The sequence below is a fragment of the Streptomyces avermitilis MA-4680 = NBRC 14893 genome, from assembly GCF_000009765.2.
In the GTDB taxonomy this organism is placed as follows: Bacteria; Actinomycetota; Actinomycetes; order Streptomycetales; family Streptomycetaceae; genus Streptomyces; species Streptomyces avermitilis.
Genome location: NC_003155.5, coordinates 7,505,956 through 7,520,148, shown reverse-complemented (window position 1 = coordinate 7,520,148; position 14,193 = coordinate 7,505,956). Strand labels below are relative to the sequence as shown.

Genomic DNA, 14,193 nt, shown 5'->3' with positions numbered 1-14,193 from the left:
CCGGCGCCTTTCATTCTCGCCGTGTCCGCAGCGGTACGCACCCGGAGGTTCGTGGTTCCGGGTGGCCGTCGGTGGGGCCGGGCCCTACGCCGAGAAGCCCACGATCTTCTGCGGGACGACGCGGATGATCACACGCACCTCGTCGTCCTTCTCCGCCGGCGGATCGATGCCGAGGTATTTGTGCGAGAGCTCGTACGGGAGGCGCTTGTTCTCGTCGGGAAGGATCTCGGCGGTGCCGCGGATCTCGACCGAGGTATAGGGGTTGGCGAGGTCGAAGACCGAGAGGCTGATGCGGGGATCCCGTCGCAGGTTGCGCACTTTCTGGCGGCCTGCGGTCGAGGAGAAGAGGACGGTGTCGCCCTCGCGCTTGATCCAGACCACCGAGTTCTGGGGAGCGCCGTCGGGACCGAGGGTGGCGACGCCGGCGAAGTTCTTGCCGTCGAGGAGGGTGCGGACCGAGTCGTCGAAGGAGAGTGTCATGGGACCAGAGTAACTACATGCACATGCATGCAAAAGGTCTTGGGGGTACAGGCTCGGCCGACCACGCCATATCCGCTCGGTCAGCCGCGCCACGCCGGGTGCCGGGGGTCGTCCGCGCGTACCAGGATGTCGACCGCGGCGACCGGGTCCACCTCGGCCTCGTAGCGCTCGTAGGCGGGGAGGGTCCAGTGCTCGGATTCGGGGGTACGGCGGCGCAGGGCACCCGGGGAAAGGAGTAGGTGGACGGTCAGATCGAAGGGGAACCAGTGCCGGAGAAGGAGGGGGCCGTGCAGCAACAGGGCACCGCCGGGCGGTAGTTGGGCGTAGGGGCTGCGGGTGGCGCGGTCGGTGAGCGGGTCCCAGAGGTCGGGCAGGACGCGGCCGCTGCCGCCGGCTTCCAGGGGACCGAACACCTCACGCCACAGGGCGCCGGTGTCGAGCCAGCCGTCGTAGTAGGCCTCGATGTCCCGGTGGCCGTACTCGAACCGCAGCGAGGCGGGGCGCAGGAAGTCGGCCGCGCCGACGACGAGCGAAGGACGGCCGCGTATGCGCAGCGCCTCGGACACCCGCTGAGCGAGGTCGCCGGGGCGGGCGGCCGGGGCTCCGTCGAAGGCGATGCGCGGCCAGGGGCTGCCGTCGTCCGGTTTCAGGTCGAGCAGACGGTCGGCGAGGAGGTCGCCGAGCCGTTCCCAGGTGATCGCTTCGAGTCGCACACCGCCCATCATGCCGCGCGCCGACAGGGAGCCGGCCGACCGTTGCGCTGAGCCCGGCGCGGAGTGCGTCCGTGGGCGGGGGGAGCGGCCCGGTCGCGGGTATGACGGTCCGGTCCGGTTGCGGACATGACGGCCCGGCCGCGGGCATGACGGCCGACGAGACGAGGGGACAGAGGGCGGGGGCGGGGTGGGGGGCGGAGGGGTGGGGGGACGGCGGGCTGCGCCGTTCCGCGCCGGTACTTCTGGTCATTCAGCCGATCACGCGACGCCTCTGTGCCGAGTGTCGGAGCGGGCCGCGTTCGCTGTTGGTGTGGGAGGAGGGCGCACCTCGGTGTCTGGACTGTGCCGACCTCGGGCATCTGGTGTTTCTGCCGCGGGGGCACTCCGCGCTGACTCGGCGGTCGCGGGAGGAGAGTGGGCTGTCGGCGGTGGTGGTTCGGTTCAACCGGCGAAAGAGTCGGTACGAGCGGCAGGGGGTGCTAGTCGAGGAGGCGGCGCTGGCGCTGGCCGAGGAGCGGTGTCTGGCCGACGCGGAGGCGCGGCGGCGGCGCCGGGTGCGGGACGCTCGGCGGCGGGCAGCGGAGGACGTACGGTTCACGGACGCCTTCGCGCGGGAGATCCGGCGGCTGTATCCCCGCTGTCCGGCCGAGCGGGCGTTGGCGATCGCCGCGCATGCGTCACTGCGGGGAAGTGGGCGGGTCGGGCGCAGCGCTGCGGGGCGTGCGTTGTCGGGGACGGCGGTGGCCTCGGCGGTGCGGGCGTCCGTGCGGCACAAGGAGACGCCGTACGACCGGCTGCTGATGAGCGGGGTGCCGCGGCATGAGGCGCGGCGACGGATCGCGGGGGTGGTGGAGGCGACGTTACGGGAGTGGGGCGGGGCGCCACCTTGAGCCCGTTCCCCGGCGTACTTCTCCCCGCGTCCCCTCCTTTCCCCCGTGCCCCCCTCCTCCCCCGCGCCCCCCTCTCCCCCCATGTCCTCCTCCCTGGACGCTCGCGTATGGCTTCGCGAGATACGGCCATGGTCGGTGAGGCTCCTGCGGAGATTCACTGGTGATGGATGCGCCTGCAGCGGATTCGCCGGCAGTGGATTCGCCGGCAGTGGATTCGCCAGCGGTGGATTCGCCGGCAGTGACCGGGCGGTCGGGTGGGCAGGATCTTGGGGCTCGGGGGAACTATGCGGGAGTTGACATGATCGACGGGCCGTACTTCGTACTGACGGTGCTCGGGGTGCTCGGGACCGGGCTGGTGGCCGGGGTGTTCTGCGGGTTCTCGACGTTCGTGATGAAGGGGCTTGCCTCGCTGCCGCCCGCGCAGGGCGTCGCCGCGATGAACGCGATCAACGTCGCCGCGCTGACCCCCGCCTTCATGATCGTGTTCGTCGGCTCGGCGGTGCTGTGTGCCGTGCTCGCCGTGGTCACGTTCGTGCTGTGGCCCGACGCGGGCACGGTGGAACTGCTGGTGGGCAGCGGGCTGTATCTGTTCGGTACGTTCGGAGTGACGGCCGTCGCGAATGTGCCCCGCAATGACGCGCTCCTCAAGATGGATCCGGGCGCCCCGGAGACCGCCACGTACTGGCGTTCGTACGTGCGCGAGTGGACGATCTGGAACCACATCCGTGCGGTCGCGTCGGCCGGCGCCGCCGTGTCGTACGTCCTCGCGCTCACCTGAGCCGGCCGGCACCGCGCCACGAGGCTCTCGGCCGGGTGCGTCTCACCAGGGCCCACCAGGTCTCACCAGGTTCTCGGCCGGTGCCGCCTGGCACGGTTCCCGGTCGGTGCCGAGCGGCGGGCCGGGCGGCGGAGTCGTATCGTGGCCATACGAAACGCCCCTTTATGTGTGCACAAGGGAGACGGCCATGGCCGATCCCAAGGGTTTTCTCACCACACCGCGCGAGGAATGGCCCCGCCGGCCCGTCGAGGAACGGGTGCGGGACTGGGACGAGGTGTACGTCCCCGGCGCGCTGCTGCCGATCATCAGTCGGCAGGCCGACCGCTGCATGGACTGCGGGGTCCCCTTCTGTCATGAGGCCTGTCCGCTGGGCAATCTGATTCCCGAGTGGAACGACCTGGTCTCGCGGGAGGACTGGCGTGCCGCGAGCGACCGGCTGCATGCCACGAACAACTTTCCCGAGTTCACCGGGCGGTTGTGTCCCGCGCCGTGCGAGGCGGGGTGTGTGCTGGCCATCAACCAGCCCGCGGTCACCATCAAGAACGTCGAGGTCGCCATCGCGGATCGGGCGTGGGCGGACGGGTTCACGCCGCCGTGTCCGCCGGAGCGGCTGTCCGGGAGGACGGTCGCGGTCGTCGGCTCGGGCCCCACTGGCCTTGCCGCGGCGCAGCAGTTGACGCGGGCCGGGCACACGGTCGCGGTGTTCGAGCGGGCCGACCGGATCGGCGGGCTGCTGCGGTACGGGATACCGGCCTTCAAGATGGAGAAGCGGCATCTGAACCAACGGCTCGAACAAATGCGGGACGAGGGAACGAAGTTCCGCACGTCGACGGCGATCGGGCGGGACATCGGGGCGGAGGAGCTGCGGGCGCGGTACGACGCCGTGGTCCTTGCCGTGGGCGCGACGGCCTGGAGGGAACTGGACGTACCCGGACGGGAGTTGGCCGGCATTCATCAGGCGATGGAGTATCTGCCGCTGGCCGACCGGGTGTGCGAGGGGGATCTGGAGGTCTCGCCGCTGTCTGCGGCCGGCAAGCACGTCATCATCGTGGGCGGAGGCGACACCGGCGCGGACTGCCTGGGAACCGCGGTGCGCGAGGGCGCGGCGTCCGTGACCCAGCTCGACATCTATCCGCTGCCCGAGGCGGAGCGGGACGAGGACATCGAGCCGTGGCCGGTGTATCCGAAGATCTACCGGATGTCGCCCGCGCACGAGGAAGCCCGTGACCTGAAGACGGCGCCCGCGGCGGACGCGGACGCACGACTGTTCGCGGCGTCCACGCTCCGCTTCGCCGGGGACGCGGCGGGGCATGTGCGGGCCTTGCACCTGGTCGAGGTCGACGCGCGGCGTCGGCCGCTGCCCGGCTCCGGGCGTACGCTGCCCGCCGACCTCGTTCTGCTCGCTCTCGGTTTCTCCGGTCCCGACCGGGACGACGGGCTGGTCGACCAGCTCGGTCTCGCACTCGACCCGCGCGGCACGATCACTCGGGACGCGGACTTCGCGACCAATGTCCCCGGGGTGTTCGCGGCCGGGGACGCGGCGCGCGGACAGTCGCTGATCGTGTGGGCGATCGCGGAGGGGCGAGCGGTGGCGGCGGCGGTGGACCGCCGGCTGACGGGCGCCGCGTCGAAGCTGCCGGCGCCGATAGGGCCGTACGACCGGCCGATGAGGGCGTAGCCCACGTCGGCCACCCACCTCGCCACAGCCATCGGCGTTCGTCCGTCGGCGTTCTCCGTCAGCGTTCGTCCGTCAGCGTTCGTCCGTGCCGGCCACCTTTCCCGTCGACAGGGCGACCCGGTTCCATGTGTTGATCGTGAGGATCAGGGCGAGGACGTGGGCCAGTTCCTCCTCGGGGAAGTGGGCGGCGGCTTCGGCGTAGACGTCGGCGGGGACGCCCGCGTCGGCGACCAGGGTCACCGCCTCCGTCAGGGCGAGGGCCGCCTGCTCCTTCGGGGTGAAGAAGTGGCGGGCCTCGCGCCACACCGCCACCATGTGCAGCCGATCCTCGCTCTCCCCGGCCTTGCGTGCGTCGTTGGTGTGCATGTGGAGGCAGTACGCGCAGTGGTTGAGGTGCGAGGCGCGGATCTGGATGAGTTCGACGAGGGCCGGGTCGATTCCCTCGCGGGCCGCCGCGTCGAAGCCGATGAGCGCGCGGAAGACCTTCGGGGCGGCCTTCGCGAAGTTGAGGCGAGAGCCGGTCGTGTCCACCGTGTCGGTCGTGTTCGTCGTGTGGGTCGTGTGGGTCGTGTTCGTCGTCATGACCATGAATCTACGGCGGCCAAAGACCTGCCGTATGGTTCATTTCTATGGCGGAATCATGGGTCAATTCGGCGGAGCGCATCGGCGCCGACCTGCATCTTGAGCTGTCGGCGGCGGGCGGGCGCCGGGCTTCGCTGATTCGGGCGCTGCGTGAGGCGGTGCGCAGCGGGAGGCTCGCGCCGGGCACTCGCCTGCCGCCCTACCGTTCGCTCGCCGCCGACCTGGGCGTGGCCCGCAACACGGTCGCCGACGCGTACGCCGAACTCGTCGCCGAGGGCTGGCTGACCGCACGTCAGGGCTCGGGCACGCGTGTCGCCGACCGCGCCGCGCCGCTCGGCGGTGCCCACGCGCGCGTACCGAAAAAGCTGCCGCCGCGCGCGCGTGGGCCACGGCACGATCTGCGGCAGGGCACGCCGGACGCGTCGTCGTTCCCGCGCGCGGCGTGGCTCGCGTCGTACCGGCGGGCGCTCCAGCAGGCCCCCAACGAGGTCTTCGGGCCGGGCGATCCCGCGGGCCGGATCGAGCTGCGGCAGGCGCTCGCCGCGTACCTGGCACGCGCGCGTGGGGTGCGGACGGAGCCTGACCGGATCGTGATCTGCTCCGGCTTCGCGCACGCACTGCGGCTGCTCTTCCCCGGCGTGCTCAAGGGCCCGCTGGCGGTCGAGTCGTACGGCCTCGGCTTCCACCGTGAGCTGCTGGCCGCCGCGTCCGTACGGACCGTGCCGCTGCCGTTGGACGAAGACGGCGCGCGGGTGGGCGGGTTGGGCCGGGAACGGGCCGTACTGCTCACGCCCGCACACCAGTTCCCGACCGGCGGACCGCTGCATCCGGCGCGGCGGGCCGCGGTCGTCGACTGGGCACGCGCGCGTGGCGGGGTGATTCTGGAGGACGACTACGACGGTGAGTTCCGTTACGACCGCAAGCCGGTCGGCGCCGTTCAGGGGCTCGACCCCGAACGGGTGATCCACATCGGCTCGGTCAGCAAGAGCCTGTCGCCCGCGCTGCGGCTGGGGTGGATGGTCCTTCCGGAGCGGTACGTCGACGCGGTGCTCGCGGTCAAGGGCGAGCGGGAGGCGTGGGTGAGCGTCCTGGACCAGCTGGCGCTCGCGGACTTCGTCGTCTCCGGGTCGTACGACCGTCATGTGCGGCGTATGCGGCAGCGGTACCGGGGGCGGCGCGACCGGCTCGTCGCCGCGCTCGCCGAGCGGGCGCCGCACATCGAGGTGACGGGGATCGCGGCGGGGCTGCACGCGGTGCTGCGGCTGCCGCCGGGGACGGAGCGGTCCGCGGTGAAGGCGGCGACATGGCAGGGCGTCGCGCTGGACGGGCTCGCGGAGTTCCGGCACCCGGAGGCGACGATGGCGGTGACGGACGGGCTGGTCGTGGGGTACGCGACACCGGCGGAGCATGCGTACGGGGCGGCGGTCGAGGCGTTGTGCGGGGCGCTGCCGCCGGGGTGAGCGGCGGCTGTGCGATGCCGTTCGTGGCTGCACCCCCGCTGCCCTGCCGGGAAGCGGGGGTGCAGTTCACCGAAGGCGGTCCGCCTGCGGGCGGCCGGGACGGCCGGCACGGGACCGCCCTCAGCGTCACGGCTTACAGCCCACCACCACGTACGAGCCTCACGGCTTGCGCCCCACCACCACGTACGAGCGTCACGGCTTGCGCCCCACCACCACGTACGAGCGTCACGGCTTACGCCCCACCACCACGTACGAGCGTCACGGCTTACGCCCCACCGCCGCGTAGCCGGGGATCGGCTCGTCGTCCTGGCCGGGCACCGGTTCGCCCAGTTCGGGACGCCACTTGTCGGGCACCTCGACACCGGGCTCGACGAGTTCGAGGTCGCGGAAGAAGCGGGCCACCTCGTCGCGGCTGCGCAGTGCCAGCGTCAGACTGCGGGCCTTGTACAGCTCCCCCGCCTCCTCGGACTTCTTCGGGGTGAAGTCCGCCGTCGCGTGGGACAGCATCAGGTAGCTGCCGGAGGGCACCTCGGCCAGCAGGCGGTCGACGAGTTCGTACGCGCCGTCCTCGTCGGAGACGAAGTGCAGCAGCGCGACGAGCGAGAGTGCCACCGGCTTGCTGAAGTCCAGGACCTTGCCGGCCTGCTCGACGATGGTGTCGGGGTCCCGCACGTCGGCCTGTACGTACTCGGTCACCCCCTCGGGCGTGCTGCGCAGCAGGGCTGCCGCGTGTGCCAGCACGATCGGGTCGTTGTCGCAGTAGACGACGCGCGACTCGGGCGCGACCTGCTGCGCGATCTGGTGGAGGTTGGGCTCGGTGGGTATCCCGGTGCCGATGTCCAGGAACTGGCGTACGCCGTTCATGGCCAGCCAGCGCGTGGCGCGGTGCATGAACGCGCGGTTGACCTTTGCCATCACCGGGACCCGGGGGTCCAGGGCGAGCAGTTGTCGGCCCATCTCCTCGTCGACGGGGTAGTTGTCCTTGCCGCCGAGGAACCAGTCGTACATGCGTGCGGGGTGCGGATTGCCGGTGTCGATGACGATCTCGTCCGGTGCGGGGTTCTGCCCGGTCATGACGAACTCCGTAAGTGTCTAAGACAGTTAGTGATCAACTGAACGCCAAGGTGATGAAGTGGACGCAGCGAACTGAACCAGTGAAGTGAAGCGGTGAAGTGAAGCAATGGATGAAGCCGTGGAGTGAAGCCGTGGAGTGAAGCCGTGGAGTGAAGCGGCGGACTGAAGCAGTGGACTGAAAAGTAGCGAAGTGCGCTGAGCAACAAGTCTCGGAGACCCGGTGAGCGGTCTCAAGAGCCTTACGAGAGAAGGAAGTCCGCCTCACCCGCCTTCGCCCCCTGGATGAACGCCGTCATCTCGTCCGGGGTGTAGATCAGGGCGGGCCCGTCCGGGTCGGTGGACTGGCGTACGGCGATCCGGCCGTCGGCGAGCTTCATCGCCTCCAGGCAGTTGCCGCCGTTGCCTCCGCTCCACGGCTTGTGCCAGCCCTCGCTTCCCAGCTCACGGGCGGGCATGCCGTTGTAGATCCGCTCGCTGGAGATGCGCTCGCTGTACGGGCGCTCGTTGCGTATGCGCGGCTTGGCGCGTTCCATTCACAGCTCCTTGCGGAGATCCATCAGGATCTCCTTCGTGCGATGTGCCGTAGCGGCCTGCGCCGCCATGCGGTCCATGACCTCGAGGTGGGTTGCCACCTCGGCTCGCGCGTCCAGGTAGACGGCACCGGTCAGGTACTCGCTGTAGACCATGTCCGGCAGTTCCGGCATGGCAAATCGGAACAGTACGAAGGGCCCGTACGTGCCGGGGTGCGGTCCCGAGGAGAACGGGATCACCTGGAGCGTCACATGGGCCAGCTTCGTGACCTCGAGCAGCTTGTCGATCTGGGCCCGCATCACCTCGGGGCCGCCGACGGGGCGACGCAGGGCGGTCTCGTCCATCACGGCCCAGATCCGGGGCGCGTCCTCACGTGTCAGCAGCTCCTGGCGCTGCATGCGCAGCGCCACATAGCGGTCGACGTCCTCGGGCCTGGTCTGGCCGATGGCCCCCGATTTCAGAACGACACGGGCGTATTCCTCGGTCTGCATCAGTCCGGGCACGAAGTGGGGTTCGTACGAGCGGATCAGGGCCGCCGCGCCCTCCAGGCTGACGTGCATCGAGAACCAGCCGGGCAGGATGTCGTGGAACCGCTGCCACCAGCCGGGTTTGTTGGCCTCTTCGGCCAGCAGTACGAAGGCCTCGGCCTCCTCCTCGCCCACTCCGTACGCCTTCAGGAGCAGTTGGAGGTACGGGATCTTGAGGGAGACCTCGGCCATCTCCATCCGGCGGACGGTGGCGGGCGCGACACGCAGGATGCGCGCGGCCTCCTCGCGCTTGAGACCCGCGCGTTCCCGCAGGTCCAGCAGGCGCCGGCCGAGGACGACCTGGCCGACCGTCGGCGCGGACCGCGGTTCGCTCACCTAGCACCTCCACCTAGTCCTGACAGCCCGGGCGGCTTTACCCGAAAGCCCTTTCCAGTCCCAACTGGCGCAACTCGGCGTGCTGTTGCGAGCAGTGTGCCACGCCCCTTCTCGGAGTCACACTGCACTCTGCAATTTTCAGAGTGACTCTTGCCAAGTGTTCGCGGCGGGGGCGATAGTGGCAAGCGTGACTCCGTCCGCGCCGTTAGGAACAGACGCCGCCGAAGACCGATCCGGTCTCCGCGACGCCGCTGGGGTGCGCCCCCACGCGGCCGCCGAGCGCCGGTTCCGCTTCGAGCTGGCCGCACACCCGGGATCCGTGGCCCAGGCCCGGCGTCTGACGCGTGCTCGGCTGACCCGCTGGCAAGTCTGCGAGGACACCTGTGACTCGGCCGCCCTGGTCGTCTCCGAGCTGGTCACCAACGCGATCGTCCACACCGCGAGCGAACACGTCGTGTGCGAGCTGCACGACGGTGACGAGCTCGTGCGCATAGCCGTACGCGACGAGGGGTGTGCGCCGGGGGAGCCGCATCCCTCGCCACAGCGACCCGAGGAGGAGCACGGGAGGGGGTTGCTCCTCATCGCGTCTCTGTGCAGGGCATGGGGTGCCCTGGAGACGGGGCCGGGGCTGCTGGTCTGGGCGGATCTGCCCCGCCGGGCGGCACCCCCGGCTCCACGGGACCTGTCGCGTTCCGGCGACAGGTCCCGCTCTACGACGGCCGCTTCGTACTGTCTCGCGGCCGATTCCGACGACGCCTCCCGCTCCCCGGCGGAGAACACCGAGGCCAGGTCGGACCTGGGGTGGAGTGCGAAGAAGACGCCGGCCGAAAGCCGGGGAACCGGGGCGGAGGCGTCCTGGGGAGCGGAGGCCGGATGGGTGTGAGGGACACGTCGGCGAGTGGGTCAGGGGCCGCCCAGGTCCTGAACCTGGACACCTTGGTCCGCCTCAGGCGCGGACAGCAGGGCCCCGCGTCGTCCGGTCGACTCCCCATACCCGAGGGCATGACGCTGCCGCTGGGCTGCGACGCGGTGGCCGTGCCCGCGCACCTGGGACCGCTGCTGATGCCGCGCCTGCCGCGGGTGGGCTGTGTGTACGCCGACAGCGCGTACTGGTGGTGGATCGTGCCCGCCGACTCCGACGTCGCGCTGGAATGGCCGGCGCCCGCGCACTACGCCACCGGTGCGGTGGTCCCGGTCACGCCTTGCGTCCCCGCGCTCGTCCACCGGCCGGACGGCATCCTTCCTTACACCCCGCCGATCCCCCTCTACCTGGCCTTGTGCCGGGTCATGGACACGATTCCGGCGTGGTCGCGGCCGATCAGCGCGTGAACCCGTAAGTGGCCCCTGCCCGGCTCGTGGCGGCGGGCTGAGGGGGAAAGCCGGGGTCGACCTCACTCGATGCGGTCCGCGCCCCTGACGATCACCAGAAACGCGTCCGTGGAGAGGTCCATGACGACCTCCGCGGCCTGGCCCTCCAGGCGGCACGCCTGTGCGAACTCCTCCGCGGGCCACGACCCGCGGGGTCCACCGGCGGGAAAGCGCTCCAGCACCGTTCGCCCGTTCACCCTGCACCTCCATGTCGCGCTGTACTCGTAGAGTTAAACGCCCGACATGGCGTGAACGGCTCGCTGAGTGACCGTACTGAGACGTAGCCGACACTTCTTCACGGATTCACTGTGAGGGGTCTCTCGCCCCTCTCCCGCTCCATGTCACCAGCCCTGGCCCTTCACCAGGTCACGGGATCACGGAGCCCCAGAGTCACGGGATCACGGAGCTACGGAGCCACGGAGCCACGGAGCCACGGAGCCACGGAGCCACGGAGTCAGTACGTCACCGGAAGCGCGAGCAGGCCGCGGGCGCGCAGCGAGGGCCGTCGGCGCGGTTCGGTTTCCGCGAGGGCGAGGTCCGGGAACCGTTCGAGGAGCGCGGCGAGGGCGACCTCCGTCTCCAGCCGGGCCAGCGGCGCGCCCAGGCAGTAGTGGACGCCGTGGCCGAGCGCGAGGTGGCCTGCGGCGTCGCGGCCGAGATCGAGGCGGTCGGGGTCGGGGAACCGGCTCGGGTCACGGTTGGCGGCGGACAGCGACAGCAGCACGGTCTCCCCCGCGGGCACGGTGACCCCGCCGATCGTCACGTCCCGCACCGGGAAGCGGCGGATGGCGAGCAGGGCGGGCCCTTCGTAGCGGGCGAACTCCCCGACGGCGTCCGGCAGCCGTGCCGGGTCCTCGCGGAGCGCGGCGAGCTGCTCCGGATGGCGCAGCAGCGCCAGTACGGCGTTCCCGATGAGGTGCACGGTGTTCTCGTAGCCGGCGAAGAGGATGAGGAAGGCGAGGGACATCAGCTCGTCCTCGGTGAGCCGGTCCCCCTCTTCCTGCACGGCGATGAGGTCGGAGAGCAGGTCGTCCGCGGGGTTCTTGCGCTTGTCGGCGAGGAGCCCGGTGAAGAAGCCGAGCAACGAGACGACGGATTCCCTGGCGACGTCCGGGCGGGCCGGGTCCGGGGTGACGAGCGGGTCGGTCCAGGCCCGGAAGTCCCGCCGGTGTTCGTCCGGCACGCCGAGCAGGTCGCAGATGACGGTGATCGGCAGGGGCGCGGCGTACGAGGCGATGAGGTCGGTGCTGCCGTGCGTCCCGAGTGCGTCGAGAAGCCGGTGGGCGGTCTCCCGTACGGGCTCGCGGAGTTGTTCGACGCGACGCAGGGTGAAGGCCCGGCCGACCAGGCGCCGGATGCGGGTGTGGTCCGGCGCGTCCATGTTGAGCAGGTTCGCGTCCAGGGCGGGCGGGAGCGCGAGTCCGCGGTAATTCCCGGGCAGCGCGTGCTTCTTGTCGAGCGAGAGCAGCGGGTTCGCGAGTCCTTCACGTACGTCGTCGTACCGCGTGACCAGCCAGGCGGGCTTGCCGTCGGTGCCGGCGATGCGGTGTACGGGGGCGGTGTCGCGCAGCCGGTCGTAGACGGCGTAGGGGTCGGCGAGGAGGCCTTCGGCGGGATCCATGGGATTCAGCCTATGCAGAGGGGATCAGGTGCCGTACTCCCGGATCCGCGTGCCGTGACTCCGGCGTGCTCGGTCACAAGCTGAGCCGGTGGTCCGAAACTTGACGTGCCGTCAGTCGCCGCGGGTCGTCCTCGTGCGCCGTCCGGTCCGCGGACCGCCGGGCGCGCCACGGCAGAAGGAGTCGCCCCGCCCCGAGGGCGTCCTCCGAGCGCCGACCGCCGTCCGCTGTCCGCGCCGTCCTCGAGACTCAGACGGCGACGGGCAGGCGGGGCGCCTCGGGTGTGTCTAGGCCCGCGTGTTCGTGGGCGTCCGTGAGTTCGGCGAGCAACTCGGCGATCCGCTCACGGTGCCGGGCGGGCAGCCGCCCCGCGTCGTCGAGGTGCACGGCGCAGGCGGTCGTCGTGTCCACCAGCCGTTCGAGGACGGCCGCGACCTCCTCCGTGCCCTCCGTGTGCCGCGCCAGGGCCGGGAGTTCGGCCGCGGCGAGGTCGATGGCGGCGCGGGCCTCGGCGAGCGCCCGATAGGCCTCGCGGCGCAGCACCCAGCGGCCGGTGCGGTCGCCGGAGCCGCTCAGGACGTGGGCGAGGTACGCGTGCGCGGCGTCGTGGGCGCGCGCGAGCCGGGCCCGTACGCCACCGCCACGCTGCCCCGGCGTGGGCAGATGCCCCACGAGCAGCACGATCGCGCAGGCCAGCGCGGTCTCACCGATCCGGTTCCAGGAGGCCTGCGGCTCCCCGCCCACCATGACGAGGGCGAGGACGAGAACGGTGACGACGGCGGTCTGCGCGGCGAAGTGCCGGGTGGCCACGGGGATGAGCGCACCGCTGATCACCACCAGGGCGACCAGGCCCTCGGGCCGCGGCAGCAGGGCGGCCAGTCCGGCGAAGAGGACGGCGCCCAGGACGGTCCCCGCCGCCCGGCACAGTACGCGCGACGCGAGCGGTCCCAGGTCGGGCTTGACCAGGAAGACGGCGGTGGCGGGCAGCCAGTACCAGTGGGTGTGGAGCCCGTACCAGCGCGCGTGGTTCAGGGCCTGCGCGACGGCGACGCCGGCGCCGAAGGAGAGGGCGACCCGGAGGCCGTACTCGCGCCCGCCGGAGTCGAGTGCGGTGCGGACCAGGGATGCGGCGGTACGGCGCCGGGTGTGCAGGTTGCCTCCGGCGCCCCGGTCGAAGGCCTCGGCGGCGTGCAGGAGGGCGTCGTCGAGGGCGCGCAGCGCGGGTGCGGAGCGGGCGGGTGCCGGCAGCGGTCCGGTGTGGGTGCTGTCGCGCACGGCGGCGGCGAGCCGGCGCGGCCCTTCGGCGGCCCGCGCGGGCACCGCGTCCCCCGCCCAGGCGAGCGCGGTCGCGGCTTCGGCGAGGGGCAGTGCGACGGCGTACTGGGCGTGCAGGCGCCGCTCGGTCGCGGAGCCGGCGCGGCGGCGCAGCCGGGGCCCGGCGAGGGCGTCCTCCGCGTGGTCGAGGGCGGCGGTGAGCCCGGCGCGACGGGTGCCCGCGTCGACCGCGCCCACGGCGTCGAGCAACTGTGCGACAGCGTCGTAGACGGCGGCGACGGCGGTCCGTTCCCCGTCGAAGCGGTAGTCGCCGGAGGTGGCCCCGGGCGTGGGCAGCACGAGCCGCAGGGCGAGCAGCCACCCGGCCCCGGCGAGGAAGAAGAGGGCGCGCTGCCAGCCGGGCTCGGGCAGCGGCATGCCGGCCCCGATGGCGGAGGCGACGAGGAGCTGCGTCCCGGCCCCGGAGGCGACGGGCCCGATGGCGCTGACGGCGCCGGCGAAGAACCCGAGGCAGGTGAGGAGGAGGGTCAGCGGGGCGGCCGAGGCGTGCTGACCGGCGTACGAGCCGACGAGCAGTCCGGCGGCACCTGCGAGGGCGGGCACACCGAGCCGTTTGACGGAGGTCCGCCGGCTGCCGGGGCGGTCGTTGATCCCGGCGAGCATGGCGCCGAGCGCTGCGACGACACCTATGGAGCTGCGCCCGCTCAGCACGGCCGCGAGCAGGAGGGGCCCGCCGGCCAGCGCCCCACGCAGGACCGCACTCCAGGGGATCGGCCCCCGCTGGGCACGCAGGGCATGAGCGAGCCAGGGCGGTACGGCGGCACTGAGGCGGGTCACAGGGCTCCTGACGGGCGAGGGCGGGGGTGTGCTCTCGGGCGACGT

General features: G+C 71.7%; 15 protein-coding genes. 6 read left to right on the top strand and 9 right to left on the bottom strand.

Annotated features, from left to right (window positions below; genetic code table 11):
* Positions 1-84 precede the first annotated feature (84 nt).
* Both SAVERM_RS32220 and SAVERM_RS32215 read right to left on the bottom strand, forming a co-directional pair.
* Positions 85-480, bottom strand: a complete 396-nt coding sequence (locus tag SAVERM_RS32220) for a PPOX class F420-dependent oxidoreductase (protein ID WP_037646815.1) — start codon at positions 478-480, stop codon at positions 85-87.
* Positions 481-560: 80 nt separating this feature from the next.
* Positions 561-1,202, bottom strand: a complete 642-nt coding sequence (locus SAVERM_RS32215) for a nucleoside/nucleotide kinase family protein (protein ID WP_171033214.1) — start codon at positions 1,200-1,202, stop codon at positions 561-563.
* Between the two features lie 209 nt (positions 1,203-1,411).
* Here SAVERM_RS32215 and SAVERM_RS32210 point away from each other — a divergent pair, with 209 nt between their 5' ends.
* From SAVERM_RS32210 to SAVERM_RS32200, 3 genes are all read left to right on the top strand, one after another.
* Positions 1,412-2,083, top strand: a complete 672-nt coding sequence (locus tag SAVERM_RS32210; protein ID WP_237529656.1) for a DUF2293 domain-containing protein — start codon at positions 1,412-1,414, stop codon at positions 2,081-2,083.
* Between the two features lie 298 nt (positions 2,084-2,381).
* Positions 2,382-2,861 (top strand): anthrone oxygenase family protein, encoded by a 480-nt coding sequence (locus tag SAVERM_RS32205; RefSeq protein WP_010987660.1) that lies wholly within the window; start codon positions 2,382-2,384, stop codon positions 2,859-2,861.
* A gap of 187 nt (positions 2,862-3,048) precedes the next feature.
* The gene (locus SAVERM_RS32200; protein ID WP_010987659.1) at positions 3,049-4,539 is read left to right on the top strand and encodes a glutamate synthase subunit beta; all 1,491 of its coding nucleotides are present in this window, start codon (positions 3,049-3,051) and stop codon (positions 4,537-4,539) included.
* A 72-nt stretch (positions 4,540-4,611) separates the two neighbouring features.
* On the opposite strand, the gene SAVERM_RS32195 is transcribed toward SAVERM_RS32200, so the two are convergent.
* Entirely contained in the window at positions 4,612-5,127 is a 516-nt protein-coding gene (locus SAVERM_RS32195; protein WP_010987658.1) for a carboxymuconolactone decarboxylase family protein, read from the bottom strand.
* Positions 5,128-5,168: 41 nt separating this feature from the next.
* Here SAVERM_RS32195 and pdxR point away from each other — a divergent pair, with 41 nt between their 5' ends.
* A complete protein-coding gene (gene pdxR / locus SAVERM_RS32190; RefSeq protein WP_010987657.1) occupies positions 5,169-6,581 on the top strand; it encodes a MocR-like pyridoxine biosynthesis transcription factor PdxR in 1,413 nt (470 codons plus the stop codon).
* A gap of 258 nt (positions 6,582-6,839) precedes the next feature.
* Here the strand turns inward: pdxR and SAVERM_RS32185 are convergent, their stop codons facing one another.
* The 3 genes from SAVERM_RS32185 to SAVERM_RS32175 form a co-directional block, all read right to left on the bottom strand.
* The gene (locus SAVERM_RS32185; protein WP_010987656.1) at positions 6,840-7,655 is read right to left on the bottom strand and encodes an SAM-dependent methyltransferase; all 816 of its coding nucleotides are present in this window, start codon (positions 7,653-7,655) and stop codon (positions 6,840-6,842) included.
* Between the two features lie 239 nt (positions 7,656-7,894).
* Positions 7,895-8,188 (bottom strand): DUF397 domain-containing protein, encoded by a 294-nt coding sequence (locus SAVERM_RS32180; protein WP_010987655.1) that lies wholly within the window; start codon positions 8,186-8,188, stop codon positions 7,895-7,897.
* Complete coding sequence (locus SAVERM_RS32175) at positions 8,189-9,049, bottom strand: helix-turn-helix domain-containing protein (protein ID WP_010987654.1); 861 nt, start codon at positions 9,047-9,049, stop codon at positions 8,189-8,191.
* 256 nt (positions 9,050-9,305) lie between these two features.
* Here SAVERM_RS32175 and SAVERM_RS32170 point away from each other — a divergent pair, with 256 nt between their 5' ends.
* Entirely contained in the window at positions 9,306-9,932 is a 627-nt protein-coding gene (locus tag SAVERM_RS32170; RefSeq protein WP_370628495.1) for an ATP-binding protein, read from the top strand.
* Entirely contained in the window at positions 9,923-10,378 is a 456-nt protein-coding gene (locus SAVERM_RS32165; RefSeq protein WP_010987652.1) for a hypothetical protein, read from the top strand. Before SAVERM_RS32170 ends, SAVERM_RS32165 begins: the two co-directional genes overlap by 10 nt.
* A gap of 62 nt (positions 10,379-10,440) precedes the next feature.
* Here the strand turns inward: SAVERM_RS32165 and SAVERM_RS43460 are convergent, their stop codons facing one another.
* From SAVERM_RS43460 to SAVERM_RS32155, 3 genes are all read right to left on the bottom strand, one after another.
* A complete protein-coding gene (locus SAVERM_RS43460; protein ID WP_010987651.1) occupies positions 10,441-10,614 on the bottom strand; it encodes a hypothetical protein in 174 nt (57 codons plus the stop codon).
* A 257-nt stretch (positions 10,615-10,871) separates the two neighbouring features.
* Positions 10,872-12,038 carry a cytochrome P450 family protein gene (locus tag SAVERM_RS32160; RefSeq protein WP_010987650.1) on the bottom strand — a complete coding sequence of 389 codons (1,167 nt, stop codon included), beginning with the start codon at positions 12,036-12,038 and terminating at the stop codon, positions 10,872-10,874.
* A gap of 247 nt (positions 12,039-12,285) precedes the next feature.
* Positions 12,286-14,148 carry an FUSC family protein gene (locus SAVERM_RS32155; protein ID WP_010987649.1) on the bottom strand — a complete coding sequence of 621 codons (1,863 nt, stop codon included), beginning with the start codon at positions 14,146-14,148 and terminating at the stop codon, positions 12,286-12,288.
* Positions 14,149-14,193 lie beyond the last annotated feature (45 nt).

Excerpts from the sequence above, each read along its gene's own strand:
- SAVERM_RS32160 (WP_010987650.1), bottom strand. The coding sequence starts at position 12,038 with ATGGATCCCGCCGAAGGCCTCCTCGCCGACCCCTACGCCGTCTACGAC.
- SAVERM_RS32195 (WP_010987658.1), bottom strand. The coding sequence starts at position 5,127 with ATGGTCATGACGACGAACACGACCCACACGACCCACACGACGAACACG.
- SAVERM_RS32165 (WP_010987652.1), top strand. The coding sequence starts at position 9,923 with ATGGGTGTGAGGGACACGTCGGCGAGTGGGTCAGGGGCCGCCCAGGTC.
- SAVERM_RS32205 (WP_010987660.1), top strand. The coding sequence starts at position 2,382 with ATGATCGACGGGCCGTACTTCGTACTGACGGTGCTCGGGGTGCTCGGG.
- SAVERM_RS32180 (WP_010987655.1), bottom strand. The coding sequence starts at position 8,188 with ATGGAACGCGCCAAGCCGCGCATACGCAACGAGCGCCCGTACAGCGAG.
- SAVERM_RS32200 (WP_010987659.1), top strand. The coding sequence starts at position 3,049 with ATGGCCGATCCCAAGGGTTTTCTCACCACACCGCGCGAGGAATGGCCC.
- SAVERM_RS32220 (WP_037646815.1), bottom strand. The coding sequence starts at position 480 with ATGACACTCTCCTTCGACGACTCGGTCCGCACCCTCCTCGACGGCAAG.
- SAVERM_RS32215 (WP_171033214.1), bottom strand. The coding sequence starts at position 1,202 with ATGGGCGGTGTGCGACTCGAAGCGATCACCTGGGAACGGCTCGGCGAC.
- SAVERM_RS32185 (WP_010987656.1), bottom strand. The coding sequence starts at position 7,655 with ATGACCGGGCAGAACCCCGCACCGGACGAGATCGTCATCGACACCGGC.
- pdxR (WP_010987657.1), top strand. The coding sequence starts at position 5,169 with ATGGCGGAATCATGGGTCAATTCGGCGGAGCGCATCGGCGCCGACCTG.